Raw genomic sequence first — 18,450 nt, 5'->3', positions numbered from 1 at the left:
GCGGCGGAGGCCACCATGGAGACCGGACTCCGCCTGCTGCGGGCCGCGCGGCGCACGTTCACCGGTCCGGCCGCGCTGCTCGGCGACCCCGTGCTGCGCGAGCGCGCCGCCGGCTACCTGGCCGACCTGACCCGGCCGTACGGGCTGCGTGTGCCCGCCGGCCTGTTCGACGCGCCCGCGGCGGCGCTGGGCCAGTCGTACGGGGAGATGGCCGCCGAGCTGATCCCCGCCGTCGTGCCGCCGGAGGAGCCGGTGGACCTGCTCGTGCTGGCGTTCGCCGTGCACGACATGCTGCCCGGGCGGGCCACCGCGGCGTACCTCAGTCACGTCTGCCCGGGCACGCCGATGTCGTTCGCGCTCTGCGACCAGGGTTCGGCGGCGGCGTTCACCGGGCTGCGGATCGCCCGCGCGTACGGGTGCCGCCGCGCCCTGCTGCTCACCGTCGAGCAGGCGGTGCTGCCGTACGACGCGGCGGTGCCCGTACCGGCGCGCCACCGGGCCGTGGCCATGCTCTACGACGCGCTCGCCGACGACGGCGCGCACCGCGACGGCGACAGCGATGGTGCGGCCGGCGGTCCCGAGCTGATCGGGCTCGGCGGCGGCGCGCGGGTGACCGCGCTGCGCCAGCACGTGGACGTCGACGCCGGCGACGTGGCCGCGCTCGCGGCGGCCGAGGTGGGCGAGCTGACGGCCGGACGTACCGATGTCGCGGTCGTGCTCGGCGCGGACCTGGCCGCCGTGTGGCCCGGCCACGGCGGCGCCGCGGTGACGACCGGGCCGCGCAGGCAGCCGTCCACCGGGGTCTGGTGGGCGCTGCTGGACCGTCTCGCCGGGGACGCGGCGCGGCCCCGGCCGGTGGTGGTGGCCGACTACGAGCCCGGCCTGAACTACCTGAGCGTGGTCGCGCTGGCGCCGGCCGGCCGGTCAGAGCCCGTCGGCGAGCGCCGCGCGGACGAACGCGAGCAGCCGCTCGTTCGCCTCCGGGGAACCGACGGTGATCCGGACCCCGGCACCGGGTAGCGCCATGACCAGGATGCCGGCCTCCCGGGCCCGGTCGGCGAACGGCACGGCCCGCTCTCCCAGCGGTAGCCACACGAAGTTGGCCTCGCTGGGCGCCACGGTGAGCCCGAGGCCGCGCAGCGCGCCGACCAGGCGGGTACGCTCCGCCACCAGCTCCGTGCACCGCCGGGTCAGCTCCGCATCCACCTCCGGCGTCAGGCTCGCCACCGCCGCCGCCTGGGCGAGCGCGGAGGGGAAGAACACCGCCCCGGTGAGCGCGGCGGCCCGGGTGAGCCGGGGCGGCACGACGGCGTACCCGACGCGCAGCGCGGCCAGCCCGTACGCCTTGGAGAACGTGCGCAGCACGCAGACGTTGCCGTACGCCCGGTACAGGTCCATCCCGTCCGGCGAGCGCGGGTCGGTGACGAACTCGCGGTACGCCTCGTCCACGATGACCGGCACGTCGGCCGGGATCCGGTCCAGGAACGCCTCGACGTCGTCGCGGCGCAGCGCCGCCCCGGTCGGGTTGTTCGGGTTGCACAGCAGCACGCAGCGGGTCCGCTCGGTCACCGCGTCCGCCATCGCCGGCAGGTCGTGGCCGTACCCGTCCATCGGCACCGGCACGGCGCGGGCCCCGGCGTTGCCGATGATCAGCGGGTAGCCCTCGAACGACAGGGCCGGGTGGACGACGTCCGGCCGGGGCCCGAGGGACTGCACGAGGTGCTGGCACAGTCCGGCCGAGCCGGGGCCGACGAGGATCGCCTCCGGTCCCACGCCGAGCCGCCGCGACAGCGCGGCCACGAGCGCCGCCGACGTGCGGTCCGGGTAGCGCTGCAGCGCCGCGGCGGCGTCGGCGACCACCCGCCGCACCCCCGGCAGCGGCGGGTAGGGGGTCTCGTTCATGGACAGGTCGGCCGGCGGGTGCGTCCCGACGGCGGTGCCAGGCGTCATGGTCGCTCACTTTCCGACGGGACCGGCGGGGTGTGCGCTCGCCGGTCGGCCAGGAGCCCGAGCTGGTACAGCCGGTCGACCGCGGACAGCGGCCGGACGTCGGTGCCGGAGAGGTTGCCGGCGGTCAGCCCGAGCAGGCGGGGGTTGGCGGCGGTGCGGCGCATCATCCGCGCGCCGAGCAGCTTCGGCAGCCCGGACACCGCGGTGATCATGCGGGAGGCGTTGTGGCTGACCGTCGCGACGTGGTCCAGGCGGGGCCGCCGCGCCGCCTCGAAGGCGAGCAGCGCCCGGTCCACCGCCGCCGGTTCCGGCGCGCCGCCCTCGGCCGCCAGGCAGGCGGCGAGCGTCTCGGCGTCACCGAGGGAGCTGTTGACGCCCTGCGCCGCCATCGGGTGCACCGCGTGGGCGGCCTCGCCGGCGAGCGCGAGCCCCGGCACGGCCAGGCGCGCGCTGCGCAGCCGGTAGACCGCGAGCAGTTGGCGCCGGTCCAGGCTCGCGCGCAGCGCCGCGCCCAGCGGCCGGATCGCCGGCACGTCGGCGAGCAGCCGGTCGCACCACGCGCCCAGGTCGACGCGCCCCCGGAACTCGTCCGGCGTCACCTGCGCGTACAGGCGGCACCGCCCGCCCGGCAGCGGGTAGACCAGGCAGAGTCCCCGGCCGGTGCGGTAGGCGGACACCTCCTCGGCCACGTCGGCGCCGGCCACGTCGAAGGCGACCAGGCCGTGCGGGTACTCCTGGCGCCGCACCGCGATCCCGGCGCCGCGGCGCAGCGGCGACGACATGCCGTCGGCGGCGACCATCAGCGGCGCGTGGATCTCCTGCTCGGCGCCGTCGGCGACGAACCGGACGCCGCCGATGCGCCCGTCGCTGTCGCGCAGGACGCCCGTGACCCGCGCTCCCCACCGGATGCGCGCTCCGGAGGGCAGCCGGTCGGTGAGCACGCGGCGCAGGTCGCCGTAGTCGGCGCAGAGGATCTGCCGGTACGCGCCGGGCAGCCCGGCGTAGTCCAGGCAGAGCAACGGCTCGCCGGCCGGGTCACGGATGGCCAGCCGCCCGACCGGGCGCGCGCCGGTGGCCCGCAGCGCGTCCAGCAGACCCCAGGAGTCGAGGATGCGTACCGTCTCGGGCTGCAGGATCTCGCCCTTGGCGATCGACGCCGGGGTGCGCTGCCGGTCCAGCACCAGCACCCGCAGGCCGAGCGCGCCGAGCGCGCGGGCGCAGGCCAGGCCGCCGGCGCCCGCGCCGGCCACCACCACGTCGGGGGTCATCGGGTCACCGCCGGCGGCGCCACGTCCGGCCGCGCGGCGGCGGCCCGGCGGTACTCGCCGAGCGCCCGCAGCGCGAGCGCCTGGGTGATCACGGCGTTGGGATAGCGCATGTGGTGGCGGATGTAGTTGCACACCCGGGCCGCCGGCCAGCTCCCGTCCGGTCCGGCGGCGGCGACCAGCCGGGCCACGCCCCGGTCCACCGCCCCGGTGGCGTCCGGGTCGCCGGTGGCGAGCAGGCCCTCGACGGCCCAGGACGTCTCCTCGACCGAGCCCGCCGTGCCGTCGCCCGGCCCCCACGAGCCGTCGGGCAACTGGGTGTCGCGCAGCCACCGGGCCGCCCGGCGCACCACCTCGTGCCGGGCGTGCCCGACCCGGGACAGCGCGGCGACCACGACGGCGGTGCCGGAGGTGTGGTCGCGGTACCAGAGGTTCTCGAACGTGCCGTCGGGCGCGGCCCGGGTCAGCAGCCAGGCCGCCGCCCGGGCGATCGCCGGATGGTCGTCCGGGTGGCCGGCGTCGTGCAGCGCGAGGATCGCCTGGCTGGTGATGGCCGGGCACGGACCGTCGTTGGCGAGCCGGGTGTCACGTACCCACAGGCTCCACGAGCCGCGGCTGTCCTGGCGGCCGACCAGCCACGCCAGTCCGTCGCGCAGGACCGGGTCGGCGTCGGCCCCGGGAAAGCCGGCCAGCGCGGAGAGGATCTCGGCGGACTCCAGCGTCACCGGCCAGCCGCGCGCGTTCGAGTAGCTCCATCCGCCCGGCGGCACGTCCAGCACCTCGAACGCCTCCGGTTTGCGGCCGGCGTGGAGGAACTCCCGGGTGGCGCGCAGCCGGGGGTCGTCGGCGTAGCCGGCCGCGATCAGCCCGGTCGCCGCGTACCCGGTCCGGGTCAGGTCCAGGTTGGTGACCGCGTCCCAGGCGCCGTCGGGGCGTACCGCCCGGCGCAGCCAGCCGACGACGGCGCGGGCGATGTCCGGCGCCTCGCCGCTGCGGGCCAGGCCGAGCAGCACCAGCGCGGCCGGCCACGGGTCCTCGCTGAGCGCGCCGGTGCCGCCCTCGTGGTCGTGGATGGACCGCAGCAGCCGCAGCGCCACCGGCCGGGCCCGGCCCAGCGTGGCCCGGCGCAGGCGGCCGCTGGGCAGCAGGTCGGCCTGCATCAGGGCGAGCCCGATGAACGGCGCGGTACGGAACGACAGGCGCTGCCGGCGTACCCGGTCGAACAGGACGATCTCCAGTGGCAGCCGGCGCAGCGGGCCCGCCTCGGCGGTCATCCCGGCCATGGTGAGCAACTGGCGGCAGAGCAAGGAGATGGCCGGGTCGGTGACGGTGTCGACGCCGCCCAGCGCGGCCAGCCGGGTCCGGCCCGCCGCGATCGCCCCGGCGCTGTCGGCCGGCGCGGTCAGGGCCAGCGCCGCGATCGCGACGGCGGTGGGCACGACCTCGGTGCCGGCGCCCACCACGCCGCCCCAGCCGCCGTCGTCGTGCTGCTGCCGGCGCAGCCACGCGGTTCCGGCGCCGACCAGGTCCGCGCAGCCGGACGGGTCGGCGGCGTGCAGCGCGGCCACCGCGCCCGCGGTACCCAGCACCGAGGCGGGCGGGTCGTCGCCGAACGCGCCGTCGGGGCGGCGCCGGCGCAGGAGCGCCTCCGCGCCGGCGGTGACGGCCTTCCCGACGGCCTCCGTGGTCACAGTGGTCATGGCGCGTCCTCCACCGGTACTCGACTGCGGGTGGCGAGGGTCAGGCCCGCGACCGGCGGACCGAGTTCGTGCCGGGCACGCATGGCGCGCTGCGCGACCCAGGTCAGCGCGACCATCGGCAGCGCGAGCGCGAGCTGCACGGCGACGCCGAGGCCCAGCCCGACCGCCGCGGAGGCCAGCGCGACCCGCTCCACCACCAGGACCGAGTGCGCGCGCAGCGCCACCACGACCGGCATGCCGCCGCGCCGGCGCACCAGTGGGGCCAGTGCCACCACGCCGGTCAGCAGGACCACGAGCACGGTGATCAGGTACGCGGTCCGCGCGTCCCGGCCGGCGAGCAGCCCGGCGGCCACGGCGGCGGCGATCGCGACGGCGTAGAGCGCCAGCACGGTCCGCACCGCGAACGGCACGCCCCGCCCCACCGGCAGCGTCCGGTAACCGCCCGCGCGGTCGCCGTCGATGTCGCGCAACGCGCCGACCAGGTTGGACATCGCGTCGTGCGACCAGAACGCGACGACGAGCGCGAGCAGCACCGGCGTCGCCGAGGCGCGGTCCGGGGCGAGGCCGGCGGCGAGCGCGCCGTAGACGAGCGCGACCGCGCCGAGCGCGCCCCGGACCAGGTTTCCGGCGATGCCGCGGGCCTTGAACCACCTGCTGTACGCGACGATGCCGCACCCGGCCAGCAGCGCCGCCGCGGTGGTGCCCCACCCGCCCAGCACGGCCAGGACGCCGAGCAGCGTGAAACAGGCCCAGCCGCACCAGAGCGCGGTGCCCGCGCCGAGGCGCCGGGAGGGGATCGGCCGGTGCGGTTTGCTGCCGGCGTCCAGGTGCCTGTCGAAGTAGTCGCCGAGATAGTGGCCGCCGAGCCAGCCGGCGGTCGGCGCGGCCCAGGCCGACAGCAGCACCCACGGATGGTGCGGGCCGCCGGCCACGGCGGCGCCGGCCAGGCCGACCAGCCCCACGTACCAGAGGGTGTAGGGCCGCCAGGTCTCGACGTGGGCCCGCAGTGCCCGCACGGCGGCGGCCGTGCTCACGCCGTCCCGCTCGTCATCCAGGCCGCGATGCCGGTGAGCACGTCCGCGCCCGCGGACGGGGTGAGCACGGCCAGCTCGGCGCGGGCCCGCTCGGCGTGCCCCACCATCCGCTGGCGGGCGCCGTCGACCGCGCCGACGTCGCGCAGCAGCGCGGCGACCCACTCGACGTCGCCGGGACCGGCGCCGCGCCGGTGCAGCACCGCCAGCAGCTCCACCCGGGTCGCGTCGGTGACCGCGTCGTACGCCAGCAGCAGCGGCAGGGTGGGGCGGCCGTTGTTGAGGTCGCTGGACGCCGGTTTGCCGGTCTGTTCCGGGGTGGCCAGATAGGACAGCAGGTCGTCGCGGATCTGGAAGGCCATCCCGAGGTGCTCGCCGTACCGGGCCAGCGCGGCGGCAACCGGCTGGTCCGCGCCGCCGAGCAGCGCGCCGATCTCGCACACGGCGCGGAACAGCGCGCCGGTCTTGAGCCGGATCATCTCCGGATACCAGCGGGCGCCCGCGTCCAGGTCGCCGACGAGCCGCGCCTCCAGCGCCTGCCCGCGGCACAGGTCCTGTCCCGCCTCGGCCAGCGCGGCCACCGCGGCGACGACCGGGCCGGCGGGGGTGTCCGGACCGCCCTCCACGACGGCCCGGAAGGCGTGGAAGATCAGGTGGTCGCCGGCCACGATGGCGCCGGGGATGCCGTACGCCACCGGGACCGCGGGGCGGCCGCGGCGCAGCGTGTCGGCGTCGATGATGTCGTCGTGCACGAGCGTCGCGACGTGCAGGTACTCGGTGGCGAGCGCGGCGGCGAGCGCGTCGCGGGGAGATCCGCCGACCGCCTCGGCCGCGTGCAGCGTCATCATCGGGCGCAGCATCTTGCCCGCCGGCAGCAGCGCGTAGCGCACTATCGCGTCGAGCTGGTCGGGTGTCTCGGGCCACCGCCGTCCGAGTTCGGCGCGCAGCAGCCGTCCCGATTCGCTGCGGGCGAGGTCGTCGATGAAGGGCGGATATCGCGTGGAGCCAGCAACCGTCATGACGCGTCGACCCTTTCGCGAGGGATCGGCTAGTCGCCACGCGAGACGTTACCGGCCGCCCTCCCCGCGAACAACCATTGATAAATGCGAGCAGATATGGGTGGCGGCAAATGTCGTGACCGCATTTCTCAGCACATTGACCGATGCCCAGAGAAAACCGCCCTTCCACCCAGGGCCGCCATGTCGATGCATATACGTCAATGATCGGGCGCACGGGACGGCACCGGACAGGTGCGACGCGCCCTCAGGCGCCGGCGGCGAACTCCATGAGCGTGAGCCCGTCGGCGCCGTGGTACGTGCGCCGGGGCGACAGGCCCGCGGCGGCGGCCAGCGCGGCGAACTCGGGCAACCCGCGTTCCCGGCCGCCGACGAGCACCAGCATCCGCAGGTCGTACGCGGACAGGTGCGGCACGTGCGGCACCGTCGGCAGCACCTCGATGACGAGCACCCGGCCGGCCGCTCCGGCCGCCTCGGCGCAGCGCCGCAGGATCGCCGTGGCGTGGGCGTCGCTCCAGTCGGTGAGCGCGCGCGAGACCACGTACACGTCGGCGCCGGGCGGCAGCGGGGCGAAGAAGTCCCCGACCACGGTCTCGACCCGGTCGGCGAGGCCGCACTCGGCGAACGTCGCGGCGGCGGTGGCCACCGGCTCGGGGCGGTCGACGAGCGTGCCCCGCAGGTGCGGATGGGCGCCCAGCACCTCCCGCAGCAGCCCGCCCGCGCCCCCGGCCACGTCCACCACGTGGCCCGCCTCGCGCCAGGGGTAGAGCGCCGCGACCTCCGGCGCGGTGAACCGCTGCTGGCTGAGCATCAGCGCGTCGAAGTAGGCCCGGTGGTCCGGGTGCGCGTCCAGGTCGGCCCAGAAGTCCCGCCCGTGCACCTCGCGGTAGCCGGGCCCGCCGGTGCGGATCGCGTGCGGCAGACCGGCCCAGGCCAGGTCCATCCGCGCGCCGAGGCCGCCGAGGTCCAGATAGGCGCCGAGGCCACCGCCCTCGCGGTCGCAGAGCAGCTCGCCGACGTCGGTCAGGCCGAAGACGTCCGGCGACACCTCGACGAATACGCCCCGGTGCGCGAGGTAGCGCAGCAGGCGGCCCAGCGCGGCGGCGTCGGCCCCGGCGGCGCCGGCCAGCTCGGCCAGGCCGGTGACGCCGTCGGCGATCAGGTCCGGCACGCGCAGGGTCACCGCCGTACGGACCGCGAACGGGGTGGCCAGGTCGGTGAGCCGGTCGAGCCGCTCCGCCGCGTCACCCTCGATCGGGGCATCGATCGCCACCCGCGCCTCCTCCACGTCGCGGGCCGGCCTCGCCGCCCCCGCCGGCACCGAATGGTTCCAGGCGTACGCCGGGTGAGTCAACGACGACGGCTGGTGAGGACATTCACGGACGTGGAACAATTCGCGGACCAGCCGTGGCGCGCAGACCGGAGGGATCATCGATGACCACATCCATCGCGGCCGAGGTCCGGCTCGTCTCCGGCGCGCTGGGCGCCGAGGTTCACGGCATCGACCTCAACACGCTCACCGACGAGGGCTTCGCGCTGATCCACGACCTGCTGCTCAAGCACCAGGTGGTCTTCCTCGCCGGCCAGACCGGGCTGACGCCGGCCGCGCACGTGGCGTTCGGCCGCCGCTTCGGCGAGGTCGAGCTGCACCCCTATCTGCCACGGCTGGACGGGCACCCGGAGATCGTCGTCATCGACTCCGCCGACGGCGGCAAGGTCGACGTCTGGCACACCGACATGACGTTCCACCAGAGCCCGCCGATCGCCTCGATCCTGCACCTGGTCCAGCTGCCCGAGGTCGGCGGCGACACCATGTGGACCAACCAGTGCCGGGTCTACGAGGCGCTCTCCGCGCCGATGCGTGACCTGCTCGACGGGCTGACCGCCATCCACGTCATCCGGATCGGCACCGAGTTCACCAGCCGGGCCGAACACCCGGTGGTCCGGGTGCACCCGGAGACCGGACGCCGCTCGCTGTACGTCAACCGGCTGTTCACCTCGCACATCCCGCAGCTGACCCGCAACGAGAGCGACGCGCTGCTGGAGCACCTGTTCGCCTTCTCCGAGAGTCCCCAGTTCACCTGCCGCTACCGCTGGCGGACCGGGGACGTCGCGGTCTGGGACAACCGGGTCACCCAGCACTACGCGGTCAACGACTACGAGGGGCTGCGCCGCGGGCAGCGGATCACCGTGCTCGGCGACCACCCGGCCGGGAACCCGCCGCGCTGGGAGCACTACGCGCCGGCGCCCGGCGAGCGCTACTGGCCGGGCCGGGTCAACGCGGTGGAGAGCTACTGACCGCCGCTCACCAGGTCACCGGGAACGAGGCGATGCCGCCGTTCATCCGGTCGTGCCGCCACGGGATCTCGGCCGGCGGCACCGCCGGCGCGAGCGCCGGCATCCGGGTCAGCAGCGCGCCCAGCGACAGCTCCACCTGCATCCGGCCCAGCGCCGTACCGAGGCAGAAGTGCGGCCCGAAGCCGAAGGTCAAATGCGGGGCGTCGGGCCTGCGGTCGATGTCGAAGACGTTCGGCTCGGGGAAGAACCGGGGGTCGCGGTTGCCGGCCCACGGGACCGCCATCACGCAGTCCCCGGCGCGCATGCCGACGCCGCCGAGGACCAGGTCCTCCCGGACCACCTGCACCCGGAACATGGCGCTCACCGACGTGTAGCGCAGGATCTCGTCGGTGGCCGCGGAGAGCTTCTCCGGCGCCGCGCGCAGCTTGGCCAGCTGCTCCGGGTGCCGGAACAGCGCGAGCAGGCCGGCGCTCGTCGAGTTGATCTCCAGCCCGCCGAGCAGCACCCCCATGGCCAGCTCGACCAGCTCGGCGTCGGCCAGCTCGTGCGTGCCGCGGACCCAGGCCGAGAGCAGGTCGTCGCCGGGCTCGGCCCGCTTGCGCGCGAGCTGACCGGCCAGGTAGTCCCGTAGCTGGGCCTGCGCGGTCGCGGCGTCGGCCGAGCCGTACGCGGTGACCGAGTTCAGCCCCTCGATCCAGGCGTAGAAGCGGGGACGGTCGGCGGCCGGCACGCCGAGCACGTCGCACACCACGAACACCGGCAGCGGCGCGACCAGCCCGGCCACCACGTCGGCCGGGCGCGGGCCGGCGAGCATCGCCTCGACCAGCTCGTCCACCAGCCGCTGCACCCGGGGACGGAACGTCTCGATGCGGCGGGCGGTGAACGCGCGCGCGGCCACCCGGCGCACCGCCGCGTGCGGCGGACCGTCCATGTTCAACTCGCGGGGACCGCCGCCGTCCGGCGTCGCGGTGGCGCCGAGCGGAAGCCGGGAGAAACGGGGGTCGGCCAGCACGGTGCAGCACTGCTCGTAGCCGAGCACCAGCCAGGCGGCCCGCCCGTCGGGCAGCCGCACCCGGCTGACCGGCTCGGTCACGACCATCTCCAGCAGCTCGGCGGGAAGATCGCCGGTGAATGGCTCGAACGGATAGGAACGCAACCCGGAATTGACGCTCAACGCACCACCGCCTGCCGATCGCGGTCCACCTCGGGCACCGGCTAAGACTCCAGCATCGGTTAGCCCGGCGTCAATATCCATTGCGGTCGTCCGCGACCTTCCGCGTACCGCTTCCATCACCTAGCATCGGTTGGCCAGGACTGCCGTTTCACGCGCGGATTGGTGGGATTTGACTGCGGCTCTGCGAATTCTGATGTCGACGTGGGGCTGGCGGTCGCATTTCTACAGCCTGGTCCCGCTCGGCTGGGCGCTCCAGGCCGCCGGCCACGAGGTGCGGGTGGCCAGCCACCCCTCGATGGTCGCCGCGATCAGCTCGGCCGGGCTCGCCGCCGTGCCGCTGGGCGCCGACGTCGACTTCGCCGCCGCGTTCGCCGGCCGGATCGGCGCGGTGGCGCCGCTCGACGGGCCCGCCACGGCGGACGCCCTGGAGCCGGCGATCACCGCCGACGGCGGGGTGGTCCGCTTCGCCGACGCCGTGCTCGACGAGCTGGTCTCCTTCGGCCGGTCCTGGCGGCCGGACCTGATCCTCTGGGAGCCGTTCAACCTGGCCGCGCCGGTGGCCGCCGCCGCGCTCGGCGTACCCGGCGTGCTGAACCTGTGGGGGCCGGACTCCTCGACCACGCTGCGCCTCGACCCGGAGTCGGTGGTCGGGCCGCTCGCCGCCCGGTTCGGGCTCGCCGCCGCCGAGGTGGCGTTGGACGGAGTGCTCACGCTCGACCCGGTGCCGCCGCCGATGCAGGTGCCGACGCGGCGTCCCGGCCGCCCGGTGCGGTTCGTGCCGTACAACGGCCCGGCCGTGCTGCCGCCCTGGCTGCGCCGCCCGGCGGACCGGCCCCGGGTGTGCGTCACGGCGGGCACCATGATGGCCGGCGCGGGCCTGGACGACCGGCTCGACCTGGCCGGGGTGATCCACGCGGTGGCCGGGCCGGACGTGGAGGTCGTCGTCGTGGTCGAGCCGCGCCAGCGCGAGGCGCTGGGGCCGGTGCCGGCCGGGGTCCGCCTGGCCGACGGGCCGCTGGCGATGCGGCTGGTGCTGCCGACCTGCGCCGCGCTGGTGCAGCAGGGCGGGGCCGGCACCACCATGACCGCGCTCGCGTACGGCGTGCCGCAGCTCGTCCTGCCGCAGGTCAGCGACCAGCACTTCAACGGTGAACGGCTGGCGGCCACCGGCGCGGGCGCCTGGCTGACCCGCGAGCAGGCCACCGCCGCCGCGGTGCGGGACCTCGTCCGCGAGCTGATCGCCGACGGCCCGTGGCGGCGCGCGGCGGCGCTGATGCGCGACCGGGTCCACGCCATGCCCGCCCCCGCCGACCTGGTGCCGACGCTCGCCGCCCTGGCCCGGGGCGGCCCGATCTGAGGAGTCGCAGATGACGCAGGACCCGCCGGCCATCCCCTACCCGCTCGCGCCGGCTCCGACGATCTACCACCCGTCGCCGGACTACACCCGGATGCGCGAGACGTGCCCGGTGGCCCGGGTCGAGCTGCCCGACGGGGCGTGCGCGTACCTGGCCACCCGGCACGCCGACGTGCGCCGCGTCTTCACCGACCAGCGGTTCAGCCGGGCCGCCGCGGCCGGCCCGAACCGCCCGACCCGGGAGCTGGGCTCGCTCGCCGAGGACTCGCTGATCGGGATGGACCCGCCCCGGCACACCACGATGCGCCGGGCCGTGTCGCACGCGTTCACCGTCCGCCGGGTGGAGGAGCTGCGCCCGAGGGTCGCGGCGCTCGTCGACGCCATGATCGACGACCTGGTGGCCGCGGGTCCGCCCGCCGACCTGATCACGCACGTCTCCGGCCCGCTGCCGATCTCCGTGATCAGCACGCTGTTCGGCATCCCCGAGCGGGACCGGGAGCGGGTACGTCAGTGGTCGGACGCGCTCGTCGGCGACTGGGACGCCGACCCGGAGGCGCCCCGGGCCGCGCTGGAGGCGTTCCGCGAGCTGATCGAGCAGCGGCGCCGCGAGCCCGGCGACGACCTGATGAGCGCGCTCATCGCGGTCTGGGACGAGCACGACGACCTCACCGAGCGGGAGCTGGTCTCGGTCACCGCCGGCATCTTCGTCGGCGGGCACGAGACCACCACCAACCAGCTCAACCTGTTCCTGCTCGTACTGGCCCGCCACCCCGAGCAACTGGCCGCGCTGCGCGGCGACGACCCGGTCGCGGTGGCCCGGGCGGTCGAGGAGCTGTCCCGCTTCGTCCAGCTCGGCGACAACGGGGTGCTGCTGCCCCGCGTCACGACCGAGGAGGTGGAGCTGGGTGGCGTACGCCTGCCGGCCGGCGCCGCGGTGCTGCCGGCGATCGCGTCGGCGAACCGGGACGCCACCGTGTTCCCGGGCGCGGACACGCTCGACCTGACCCGCGCGCACAACCCGCACCTGGCTTTCGGCGCCGGCCCGCACCACTGCCTCGGCGCGGCGCTGGCCCGGATGGAGCTGCAGGAGGCGCTCGGCGGCCTGCTGCGCCGGCTGCCCGGGCTGCGGCTCGCGGTCGACGAGTCGCAGCTGCGGTTCCGGCCTGGTCTGGTGGTGCGCAGCCTGGAGTCGCTGCCGGTGACCTGGGACGCGTGACCGGCGCTGTGACCGGTCAGCCGCCCGCCGATCCCGGGATCACCCGGGTCGGGGCGGCGGGGTCGAGGGCCGCCTCCACCGCCACCTCCTCCACGCCGCGCAGCAACCGTTCCGCCTGTTCCTCGGTGAAGCAGCCGAAGTCGAAGATGACCTGGAGGTAGACCGTCTCCGGCTGGTCCTCGACGGTGATGAACACCTGCTCGGGCAGGTGGTCCAGCGGGCCGTCCCAGACCAGGAACGTCTCGTCGGCGCGGCGGCGGATCCGCTCGGCGGTCACCGGGTCGTCGTGCAGCCCGACGTCGGCCGCCTGCCGCGTGGTCACCCGCCGGTCGTTGATCCGGCAGCTGATCCGGGCCGGGTATCCGCGTTCGGTGTCCAGCCGGTCGGACACCTCCGCGAGCTGCGCCGGGTCGTAGTAGGCGTACTTCCCGGCCGACACCGCGGCCCGGCGGGCACGCGCCACCACCTCGTCCACAGTGGTGTCGGCGGTGTCGACGCGCAGCACGCCGTTCTGGCTCAGCGGGGCGATGGCCTCGGCGAAACCCGGCCGGAACCGGTTGCCGACGATGAGCTTCGCGGTGAGCGGACTGACGCCGGTGGCCCGGCCGATCGCGACCGCGATGACCGCCAGCAGCACGCGCGAGGTGTCGGTGCGGGTCCGCGCCGCGATGGCCCGCACCGCCAGGTACGCCGCCGGTGAGCTGAACCGGCCGTGCCAGTACCGGTGCCCCCGGCGCCCACCGGCGGCCGGCTCGCCGAACGTCAGCGGCGGGATGTCCCGCAGGTGCTCCGCCCAGTGCCGCACGGCCCGGTCGCTGACCCGGCGCAGCGGCGGCGTCTCCTCCCGCCGGCCCAGGTCGAGGATCTGCACGGTACGCGGGTCGGCGACCCGGCGGACCGGGCGGCCGGCGAGGCCCAGATCGGCCAGGAGCAGCGACGTGGCGGTGCCGTCGACCACGAGGTGGTCGATCGTGAGCACCCGGTGCACCAGGACGCCCCGGTGCCGGATCACCGCCATCTTCACCGACCAGTCGCGGTAGAGGTCGTAGTGGCTCAGCAGGCGGGCGTGGCCCAGGTCGTAGGCGAACGTGGCCACGTCGGCCGGGTCGGCGTCGTCGGGCACGTCCACCACGTCCAGGACCGTCTCGCCGGTGGCCGACACGACCTGGCACGGACCGCCGTCGCCCTCGCCCAGCCGCATCCGCAGCGCCGGGTGCCGGGCCATCAGCGCGGCGAACTCGGCCGCCACCTGCTCGACCGTGACGCCCGGCGGCACCGGGTGGGCGCCGCTGACGTTGTGCGTCCAGCCGGTCTCCCGCATGTCCTGCATGATGGCCTTCTGCCCCCAGGTCAGGGGCGCGACGCCGGCGCCCGGCCCGGCGAACGCGACGGGAACGTGGGCCTGGGCCGTCTGCGCGAACACCGGTCAATGAGAGCAACGGGCATCGGTGTGTGTCAACGCGACGGCGCACCGTTACGCTGCCGTCCATGCGGGACACCGTACGGGTCTGGGTGCTTGCGGCCGGGGCGCCGCCGGACGTGCTGGCCCGGTACCGGGCGGTGCTCGACCCGGCCGAGCGGGCCCGGGCCGCGCGGCTCGCCGCCGACGGGCTGCGGGACCGGTTCACGGTGGCGCACGGCGCGCTGCGCGTGCTGGCCGGGCGGGCCACGGGCGCGTCACCGGCGGCGCTGACCTGGCGTCGCGGCCGGTACGGCAAACCGGCGCTGACCGGGCCGTGGCGCGGCCTGCACACCAGCCTGTCCTACTCCGGCGATCTGGTCGCGGTGGCGCTCAGCGACGGCCGCCCGGTCGGGGTGGACATCCAGCACGTCGTGCCGGGCGGGGACCCGGTGCCGGCGTCCGCGCGCTTCTTCCACCCCCGGGAGGCGCGGCACGTCGCCGCCGGCCCCGACCAGGCCGCCCGGGCGCGGCGGTTCGTGCGGCTGTGGGCCCGCAAGGAGGCGGCCGTCAAGGCGGCCGGGGGCCGGCTGTGGCCCAACCTCGGAATGCCGGTGGACCGGGCCGACGTGGTCGAGTGCGCCGACCCGGCCGGCCGGCACCGGCTCGCCGACCTGGTCGCGCCACGGGGGTACGCGGTGGCGGTGGCGCTGGCCGGCGACGAGCCGTACGCCGTCGAGTGTCGCACCGACCTCGGTGACTGCCCGTGACCACCATCGCACCCGTTGACACTCACCGATCTCCCCTGCTCTGATGACTCCATGCTGGAGCGCGTGATCGACCCGTGGGAGCCCCGGTGCTAGAACACGACGCGCCGCCCCGGGACCAGGTCGTGGACCGCCTGACCGTGCTGCTGACCCGCATGCTGCGGCCGGACGCGCCGGTCACCGAGCAGACCCAGCTGATGGACGAGCTCGGCCTCAGCTCCTCGCTCGGCCTGGAGTTGCTGCTGGCGCTGGAGGACGAGCTGGAGATCCAGATCGACGTCGAGGAGCTGGACGAGGACCGGATGGCGACGCTCGGGGACCTGGCCGACTACATCACCGCCAACTCCACCGCGCGCTGAGCATGCCCACAGCGGACCGGCCCAGCCTGAGCGTGGTGGTGCCCGCGCACGAGAACCCGTCCGCGCTCGACACCACGCTGCGCTCGCTGACCCGGCAGACGCTGCCGGCCGCCGACTTCGAGGTCGTCGTCGGCGACGACGGGTCGGCCGTCGCGCTGGGCCCGGTGGTGGACGCGTACCGGGGCCGGCTGCGGATCGAGTACGTGCGCAGCGACCGGAACCGGGGGCGCAGCGCCAACCGCAACGCGGCGGCGGCCCGGGCCCGCGCGGCCACGCTGATGTTCCTGGACGCCGACACGGTGGCGCATCCCACGCTGCTCAAGCGGCACCGCGACTTCCACGCCGGGCGCGCCGGCCGGCCCGGGGTGCTGCTCGGCCAGCGGTACGACCTGGACTGGGCCGGCGCGGACGCGCTGCGCCGCGGCGAGCCGGTCGTGCCGGCGATGCTGGACGCCGAGCGCGGCGACCCGCGGCTGGAGGACATCGCCCTCCCGCAGCGGATGGGCGACTTCCCGAGCGCGCCCTGGGTGCTGGGCCTGACCCACAACGCGTCGGTGGACCACGAGTCGTTCCGGCGGGTCGGTGGCTTCGACGAGGCGATGGTCAAGTGGGGCTTCGAGGACCTGGAGTTCTTCTACCGGGTGTTCCACCTGCACGGCGCCCCGCCGGAGCTGTTCCGGCTGGACGTCGACGCGCTCTCCTACCACCTCCCGCACTTCCGCAAGACGTCCAACGGGATCGCCTCGATGGACAACATGAAGTACCTGCTGCGCAAGCACCTGCGCTACGACGTCGAGGTGCTGTACGGGATCAACACGTTCGGCCGGCACCTGGGCCGGATCCGGCTCTACGGCGCGGCCATCGAGGCGTACCGCTCCGGTGGGCTGGGCCGGCCGGACGTGCTGCCCGGGTCGCTGCGCGACGAGCTGGCCACGAGCGCCGCGCTGGTCGTCGGCAACGGCGTGTCCGCGCTCGACCTGGGCCCCGGGTCGCACACGTTCGACCACGACGCGCCGGTCGGCGGGACGAACTCCCACCTGCTCGGCACCGTGCTCCAGCAGTTCAAGGCCGGCGCGCTGGACCTGATCGTCAACGTCGACATGTGGCGCTGCCTGCTCCCCGAGGACCTGCCGGCGTTCCTCACCCGGGGGCTGCTCAAGGCCGACCGGATCGAGCTGGTCGCCTCCCGTACCGGCCTGGACCAGCGCGCTCTGCTGCCGGTGCCGCTCGTCGCCGACCTGGACTACGTGGCCGACATGCTGCGCCCGCACTTCAGCGTCGCCGTCGCCGCGTACGACGCGGCCACGGTGATCACGCTCCGCTGACCCGCCGCTCAGGCGGGCCGCGCCAGGACGAGGCTGACGTTGTGGCCGCCGAAGCCGAACGAGTTCGACAGCACCGCGTCCACCGTCGTCGCGCGTGCCCGCCCACGGATGTGGTCGACCTCGCCGTCGCGCTCCGGCTCGTCCAGGTTGCGGGTGGGCGGCAGCAGGCCGCGGCGCAGCGCCTCGACCGCGATCGCCGCCTCGATCACGCCGGAGACGCCGAGCATGTGCCCGGTGACGCCCTTCGTCGAACTCAGCGGCGGCGCTTCCGCGCCGTAGACGTCGGCGAGCGCGGCCAGCTCGGCGGCGTCCCCGGCCCGGGTGCTGGTGCCGTGCGCGTTGACGTACCCGATGTCGGCGGGCTCCAGACCGGCGTCGCGGACGGCCAGGCGCATGCACCGGGCCGCGCCGGCGCCGTCCGGACGCGGCGTGGTCGGATGGTGGGCGTCGTTGGTGGCGCCCCAGCCGAGCACGTCGGCGTGCCGGCGGGCGCCGCGCGCGGCGGCGTGCGCGGCGCGTTCCAGCACGAACACCCCGGCGCCCTCGCCGAGGACGAGCCCGTTGCGGCGGCGGTCGAACGGGCGGCTCGCGGCGGCCGGGTCGGCCCAGCCGCGGGCGAGCGCCCGGGCGTTGCCGAACGCGTCGGCGAACGTCGGGAACAGCGGCGCCTCGGCGCATCCGGCGAGCACCACGTCCGCGTCGCCGGCGCGCAGGATGCGCAGCGCCTCGCCGATCGACTGCGCGCCGGCCGCGCACGCCGTGCCGATCGACGAGGTGTAGCCGTGGATGCCGAACTTGATCGCGATCCGGGCCGCGCCCATGTTGGGCAGCGTGCCGGGCAGCATGTACGGGCTGACCCCGAACCGTCCGCGCCCGGCGCGGGCGAGCACCTGTTCCTCCAGCGTGGACAGTCCGCCGACGCCGGAGACGACGACCGCCACCCGGTAGCTGTCGACGTCGTGGCCGATCCGCAGTCCGGCGTCGGCGAGCGCGTCCTCGGCCGCGCGCAGCACCATGACTATCGACCGGTCCACGACGCGGGACTCCGGGCCGGGCAGCACGGTGGCCGGATCGATCGCCGGGGCGAACGCGGCGACGTCGACGACGCCGTGCAGCGGATGGTCGTGCGGCGGCCGGGTGAGCCCGGAGCGACCGTCGCAGACCGCGTCGAACACCTCGGCGGCGGTCGCGCCGACCGGGCTGACGAGCCCGATGCCGGTGACCGTGACCCGTTCGCGCACGCTCACCGGAACCGGCGCGCCGGGGCGTGACGCGGCCGGGTGCCGTGCCCTGGCATCGGTCAGTGCGCCGAGGCCGGGGCGATCCGCGCCGCGACCGCGCGGCTGAACTCGCCGACTGTCATCATCGCCAGCTCCTCCGCCTCGTCGTCGTCGAACGCGACCCCGAACCGGTCCTCCACCCGCACCGCGAGCTCGGCCAGGCCGAGGGAGTCCACGTCGAGCCCGGCCGGGCCGAAGACGGTGTCGTCGTCGACGTCGCCGACGTCGTACTTCATCTCGGTCAGTGCGGCGAGGAGGAACGCGCGGATCTCATCGGTCATGTCCGGTGTTTCCCTTCCACGGTGCCTGGCGGCGC

The 18,450-nt window shown here is 75.6% G+C and carries 17 protein-coding genes; 7 read left to right on the top strand and 10 right to left on the bottom strand.

All coding sequences use genetic code 11. From position 1 onward, the window contains the following. Positions 1 to 15 precede the first annotated feature (15 nt). The gene (locus tag A8711_RS13740) at positions 16 to 1,020 is read left to right on the top strand and encodes a 2-hydroxy-acid oxidase (RefSeq protein ID WP_069088425.1); all 1,005 of its coding nucleotides are present in this window, start codon (positions 16 to 18) and stop codon (positions 1,018 to 1,020) included. Here A8711_RS13740 and A8711_RS13735 read toward each other — a convergent pair. The 6 genes from A8711_RS13735 to A8711_RS13710 form a co-directional block, all read right to left on the bottom strand. Then, positions 925 to 1,950 (bottom strand): histidinol-phosphate transaminase, encoded by a 1,026-nt coding sequence (locus A8711_RS13735; protein ID WP_064445602.1) that lies wholly within the window; start codon positions 1,948 to 1,950, stop codon positions 925 to 927. The genes A8711_RS13740 and A8711_RS13735 overlap by 96 nt on opposite strands. Further along, entirely contained in the window at positions 1,947 to 3,218 is a 1,272-nt protein-coding gene (locus A8711_RS13730; RefSeq protein ID WP_069088424.1) for an NAD(P)/FAD-dependent oxidoreductase, read from the bottom strand. Before A8711_RS13730 ends, A8711_RS13735 begins: the two co-directional genes overlap by 4 nt. Next, entirely contained in the window at positions 3,215 to 4,915 is a 1,701-nt protein-coding gene (locus A8711_RS13725) for a prenyltransferase/squalene oxidase repeat-containing protein (RefSeq protein WP_069088423.1), read from the bottom strand. Before A8711_RS13725 ends, A8711_RS13730 begins: the two co-directional genes overlap by 4 nt. Then, positions 4,912 to 5,949 (bottom strand): UbiA family prenyltransferase, encoded by a 1,038-nt coding sequence (locus A8711_RS13720; protein WP_064445599.1) that lies wholly within the window; start codon positions 5,947 to 5,949, stop codon positions 4,912 to 4,914. Before A8711_RS13720 ends, A8711_RS13725 begins: the two co-directional genes overlap by 4 nt. After that, positions 5,946 to 6,965: a polyprenyl synthetase family protein gene (locus A8711_RS13715; RefSeq protein ID WP_069088422.1), complete on the bottom strand. Its 1,020-nt coding sequence runs from the start codon at positions 6,963 to 6,965 to the stop codon at positions 5,946 to 5,948. The genes A8711_RS13720 and A8711_RS13715 overlap by 4 nt, the downstream gene beginning before the upstream one ends. Positions 6,966 to 7,209: 244 nt before the next feature. After that, positions 7,210 to 8,235: a methyltransferase gene (locus tag A8711_RS13710; protein ID WP_043330014.1), complete on the bottom strand. Its 1,026-nt coding sequence runs from the start codon at positions 8,233 to 8,235 to the stop codon at positions 7,210 to 7,212. A 161-nt stretch (positions 8,236 to 8,396) separates the two neighbouring features. On the opposite strand from A8711_RS13710, the gene A8711_RS13705 reads away from it, so the two are divergent. Beyond that, positions 8,397 to 9,260: a TauD/TfdA family dioxygenase gene (locus A8711_RS13705; RefSeq protein WP_069088421.1), complete on the top strand. Its 864-nt coding sequence runs from the start codon at positions 8,397 to 8,399 to the stop codon at positions 9,258 to 9,260. A 7-nt stretch (positions 9,261 to 9,267) separates the two neighbouring features. On the opposite strand, the gene A8711_RS13700 is transcribed toward A8711_RS13705, so the two are convergent. Then, positions 9,268 to 10,434: a cytochrome P450 gene (locus A8711_RS13700; protein WP_064445596.1), complete on the bottom strand. Its 1,167-nt coding sequence runs from the start codon at positions 10,432 to 10,434 to the stop codon at positions 9,268 to 9,270. 193 nt (positions 10,435 to 10,627) lie between these two features. Here A8711_RS13700 and A8711_RS13695 point away from each other — a divergent pair, with 193 nt between their 5' ends. Then, positions 10,628 to 11,791 carry a nucleotide disphospho-sugar-binding domain-containing protein gene (locus A8711_RS13695; RefSeq protein WP_064445595.1) on the top strand — a complete coding sequence of 388 codons (1,164 nt, stop codon included), beginning with the start codon at positions 10,628 to 10,630 and terminating at the stop codon, positions 11,789 to 11,791. A gap of 10 nt (positions 11,792 to 11,801) precedes the next feature. After that, positions 11,802 to 13,004, top strand: coding sequence for a cytochrome P450 (locus tag A8711_RS13690; RefSeq protein ID WP_069088420.1), 1,203 nt, complete (start codon positions 11,802 to 11,804; stop codon positions 13,002 to 13,004). 16 nt (positions 13,005 to 13,020) lie between these two features. Here A8711_RS13690 and A8711_RS13685 read toward each other — a convergent pair whose 3' ends face one another. After that, complete coding sequence (locus A8711_RS13685) at positions 13,021 to 14,427, bottom strand: condensation domain-containing protein (protein WP_069088419.1); 1,407 nt, start codon at positions 14,425 to 14,427, stop codon at positions 13,021 to 13,023. Between the two features lie 65 nt (positions 14,428 to 14,492). Between A8711_RS13685 and A8711_RS13680 the strand changes: the two genes are divergently transcribed. The 3 genes from A8711_RS13680 to A8711_RS13670 all read left to right on the top strand — a co-directional run bounded on the left by A8711_RS13680 (position 14,493) and on the right by A8711_RS13670 (position 16,854). Continuing rightward, positions 14,493 to 15,173, top strand: a complete 681-nt coding sequence (locus tag A8711_RS13680; RefSeq protein ID WP_069088418.1) for a 4'-phosphopantetheinyl transferase superfamily protein — start codon at positions 14,493 to 14,495, stop codon at positions 15,171 to 15,173. A gap of 86 nt (positions 15,174 to 15,259) precedes the next feature. Further along, complete coding sequence (locus A8711_RS13675; protein ID WP_030499105.1) at positions 15,260 to 15,529, top strand: phosphopantetheine-binding protein; 270 nt, start codon at positions 15,260 to 15,262, stop codon at positions 15,527 to 15,529. Positions 15,530 to 15,531: 2 nt separating this feature from the next. Continuing rightward, the gene (locus tag A8711_RS13670; protein WP_069088417.1) at positions 15,532 to 16,854 is read left to right on the top strand and encodes a glycosyltransferase family 2 protein; all 1,323 of its coding nucleotides are present in this window, start codon (positions 15,532 to 15,534) and stop codon (positions 16,852 to 16,854) included. Positions 16,855 to 16,862: 8 nt separating this feature from the next. Here A8711_RS13670 and A8711_RS13665 read toward each other — a convergent pair whose 3' ends face one another. After that, complete coding sequence (locus tag A8711_RS13665) at positions 16,863 to 18,101, bottom strand: beta-ketoacyl synthase (protein ID WP_043323254.1); 1,239 nt, start codon at positions 18,099 to 18,101, stop codon at positions 16,863 to 16,865. Positions 18,102 to 18,154: 53 nt separating this feature from the next. Continuing rightward, positions 18,155 to 18,415 (bottom strand): acyl carrier protein, encoded by a 261-nt coding sequence (locus tag A8711_RS13660; RefSeq protein WP_030499102.1) that lies wholly within the window; start codon positions 18,413 to 18,415, stop codon positions 18,155 to 18,157. Positions 18,416 to 18,450: the final 35 nt, after the last annotated feature.

The organism is Micromonospora sp. II, assembly GCF_001709195.1.
Lineage (GTDB): Bacteria > Actinomycetota > Actinomycetes > Mycobacteriales > Micromonosporaceae > Micromonospora > Micromonospora chalcea.
Note: the sequence above shows the minus strand (reverse complement) of the source record. Positions and strands in the feature narration are given on the sequence as shown.